We start from the raw sequence: 2,786 nt of genomic DNA, 5'->3' as shown, positions 1-2,786 counted from the left end.
TCCACCGGACGCACCACCTCACCCCACACCCCCAACGGCTCCCGGCTCGTCGCCAGAACGGTCAAGTCGGGGCAGCGGGCGAGGAGTTCCTCCGCGAGGGCGGCGGCGGCCCCGACGACGTGCTCGCAGTTGTCGAGCAGGAGCAGCATGCGGCGGCGCGCGCAGTGTTCGGCGAGGCGTACGAGGGGCTCGCCGGCCTGCCGGTCGGCGGCCCGCAGTTCCTCGCCGCCCGCCCCGCGCAGTACGGTCTCGCGCGCCCCGAGCGCGGTCAGTACGGCCTCGGGCACGGTCTCCGGGTCGGTCACGGGCGCGAGTTCGGCGAGCCAGACGCCGTCGGGCCACTTCCCGGCCATCCGCTCGGCGGCCTCCTGCGAGAGCCGGGTCTTGCCCGCGCCGCCGGGCCCCAGGAGCGTCACCAGCCGGGCCCGCCCGAGGTCGTCATGGATGGCGTCGATGTCCGCCTCGCGCCCGACGAAACTGGTCAGCCGCGCCCGGAGGTTGCCCGGCACAACACCGTCCCGGACGGCCCCCTCCCCTACAGCCCCGTTCAGCACTGCATCGCGAGACACGGCACTGCGGGACACGGCACCGCGGGGCCCATCACCTCGGGGCGCCCCCTCGTGTCCCGTGCCGACGGATCCGTCCGCGTGCAGCAACTCCCCGTACAGCGCACGGAGTTCCGGCCCCGGGCCGGTACCCAGACGGTCGGCGAAGGCGCGGCGTACGTCCTCGTACGCCGCCAGTGCCTCCGCCGGCCGGCCCGCGTCGCGCAACGCGCGGATACGGAGGGCCTGGAGAGGTTCGTCGAGAGGGAACTCACCGCAGAGCGCGGCCAGTTCCGGCAGCGCCTCCTCCGCACGCCCCAGCGCGAGCGCCGCCGCCAGCCGGGTCCTGCGGGCCTCCAGGCGGCGGGTCTCCCAGCGGACCGCCTCGGGCGCACCCGTACGGCCGGGCAGATCGGCCAGCGCCGGACCGCGCCAGAGCGCCAGCGCGTCGTCGAGGAGGACCGCCGCCTTGGCCGCGTCGCCCTCCCCCAGGGCCCGCGCCCCCTCCGCCGCGAGCCGGCCGAACCCGTGGAGGTCCACCTCGTCCTCGTCCGCGCACAGTCGGTACCCGCCGCCGTCCGCCGAGGACACCGCGCCGGGCCCGAGCGCCCGCCGCAGCCGCCCGACGAGGGCCTGGAGCGCGCCCACCGCGTCGGCGGGCGGATCACCGTCCCAGACCCCGGCGACAAGCTCCCCGACCGGGACCGTACGGCCGGGCCGCAGCGCGAGGACCGTCAGCAGCGCACGCAGCCTCGCCCCGCCGAGCGCGACGGGGGTGCCGTCGTCGTGCAGGGCCCGGGTCGTGCCGAGAAGGCGGTAGCGCATCCGCCCATTGTCCGTGACGCCCGCGGGACCGGCCGCCTCGCGTCCCGCCTCCTCCGGAACAGGTCCCCGCCCGGACCACAGCAGGCCGCGACGGAAGGGGCCGCGAACCGGAACTCGGACCGGACCGTGAAACGTTTTCGACGCGGCAGGCACGGCGGCTATACGGTCGGGCAGGCCCGACCGCCCACCTCACCCTCCCGGGGAGCGCCCTCCATGACCACCGCCACCACCCGCGCCGGCGACCGGCGGATCTCCCCCGTCTTCCTGGGCATCGTCGCCATCACGGCCGTCGCGGCCTGGGCCACCTGGACGGGCTTCGCCGCGGACATCAGGATCGCCGTGTTCCTGTTCGTCACCGGCGGCTGGGTCGTCTCGCTCTGTCTGCACGAGTACGCGCACGCGCGCACCGCGCTCTACGGCGGGGACATCTCGATCGGCGCGAAGGGATATCTCACCCTCAATCCGCTCAAATACACCCATGGCATGCTGAGCATCGTGCTGCCGGTGATCTTTGTGATCATGGGCGGTATCGGTCTGCCGGGCGGCGCGGTCTTCATCGAGCAGCACCGCATCCGGGGCCGCTGGAAGCACAGCCTGATCTCCGCGGCGGGCCCGCTCACGAACGTACTGTTCGCGATTGCGTGCACCGCCCCCTTCTGGCTCGGCGCGCTCTCGGGCGTACCGACGGGCTTCCGCTACGCGCTCGGCTTCCTCGCCCTTCTCCAGGTCACGGCGGCGATCCTGAACTCCCTGCCGGTGCCGGGCCTGGACGGTTACGGGGTGATCGAGCCGTGGCTGTCGTACCGGATACGCCGGCAGGTCGAGCCGTACGCGCCGTTCGGACTGCTCGCCGTCTTCGTGATCATCCTGATCCCGAGCGTGAACACGGTCTTCTTCGACGCGATAGACGCGGTTCTGCGCGCACTGGGCGTGACCGATCTGGACACCTACTGCGGCCGGAACTTCTTCACGTTCTGGGAATCCCGCGACGAGTTCATCTGCGGCCCGGTCAACTCCTAGCCCCTGGCTCCTGCGCCGGACAAGGCCTGGCCAGAGCCCGGCCAAATCCTGGGCAGGGTCAGCCCGTGGTGCTCGGGGACTGCCGCGCGGACTGCTGGGCGCGTTCCAGCTTTGCCCGGCGCAAGTAGTACCAGGCCATGTTGGACGAGAGTCCGGCGAGCAGGATCCAGACGATGCCGAGCCAACTGCCCTGGACGAAGGAGACGACCGCCGCGATGGCGGCCAGGGCGCAGACGGCGATGGCGTAGAGGGCGAGGCGGGGCACGGGGGCGGCTCCTGTCGGGGTGTGCCTGCGGAATTCCGGGGGTGTGCCTGGAACTCCGGGGGGTTCCTGGGATTTCGGGGTGCGCCGTCCAGTCTCCCCCATGCCCGCCGCGCGCCCGGCCGCCGGTGGGG

3 protein-coding genes are annotated in these 2,786 nt (G+C 73.3%); 1 reads left to right on the top strand and 2 read right to left on the bottom strand.

Features of this window, described 5'->3' with window-relative positions; translation table 11 throughout:
- Positions 1 to 1,370: AfsR/SARP family transcriptional regulator (locus tag WH07_RS35080; protein WP_046509157.1), on the bottom strand; the 1,370-nt coding region annotated here is incomplete at its 3' end.
- Between the two features lie 213 nt (positions 1,371 to 1,583).
- Here WH07_RS35080 and WH07_RS35075 point away from each other — a divergent pair.
- Positions 1,584 to 2,390, top strand: coding sequence for a site-2 protease family protein (locus WH07_RS35075; protein WP_046509154.1), 807 nt, complete (start codon positions 1,584 to 1,586; stop codon positions 2,388 to 2,390).
- A gap of 58 nt (positions 2,391 to 2,448) precedes the next feature.
- Here the strand turns inward: WH07_RS35075 and WH07_RS35070 are convergent, their stop codons facing one another.
- A complete protein-coding gene (locus tag WH07_RS35070) occupies positions 2,449 to 2,655 on the bottom strand; it encodes a hypothetical protein (RefSeq protein WP_046509153.1) in 207 nt (68 codons plus the stop codon).
- Positions 2,656 to 2,786: the final 131 nt, after the last annotated feature.

This window comes from Streptomyces odonnellii, assembly GCF_000981895.1.
Classification (GTDB): Bacteria; Actinomycetota; Actinomycetes; order Streptomycetales; family Streptomycetaceae; genus Streptomyces; species Streptomyces odonnellii.
The sequence above is the reverse complement of the archived record's forward strand: the minus strand, read 5'-3'. Positions and strand labels throughout refer to the sequence as shown.